The sequence below is a fragment of the Methylophaga sp. UBA2513 genome (genome assembly GCF_002341285.1).
GTDB lineage: Bacteria > Pseudomonadota > Gammaproteobacteria > Nitrosococcales > Methylophagaceae > Methylophaga > Methylophaga marina.
The window spans coordinates 338,046-338,526 of record NZ_DDNT01000021.1 but is presented as its reverse complement, the minus strand read 5'-3'; the positions used below and the strand labels follow the sequence as shown (position 1 = coordinate 338,526).

General features: G+C 46.6%; 1 protein-coding gene. It reads right to left on the bottom strand.

From position 1 onward, the window contains the following. The coding region (locus B3V56_RS14175; protein ID WP_289284448.1) for an ATP-dependent DNA helicase at positions 1 to 481 on the bottom strand (481 nt) is incomplete at both ends.

Sequence of the window (481 nt, the reverse complement as noted above, 5' to 3'; positions counted from 1 at the left end):
ACGTGGATCACATAATACCAACACACCAGAGTCATGGGTGTCACGAATCAAACGGCCAATTCCCTGTTTTAGCTGAATAACTGCAGCAGGGATTTGGATCGTTCGAAAGGGATTACCGCCCCGCTCTTTTAAATCATTAATGCGTGCTTCCAGCACCGGATCGCCAGGTGAAGCAAAAGGAATTTTATCAATCAACACGCAGGATAACGCTTCTCCCCTAACGTCTACCCCTTCCCAGAAACTATTCGTACCTAGCAAAATGGCATTGCCATGACTGCGAAACTCTTCGAGCAGTTGCGTTTTAGCGCCAGAGCCTTGAACCAGCACGGGATAATCAGATTCTTTTAAGGCTTCAGCGACTTCATGCATCGCTTTATAACTGGTGAATAATAAGAAGATTCGCCCTTGGCTGTGCTCAATGACTGATTTTGCGACTTCAGCAACATGGCTATTGTAACTCGGGTTGGATGGCTCAACTGGA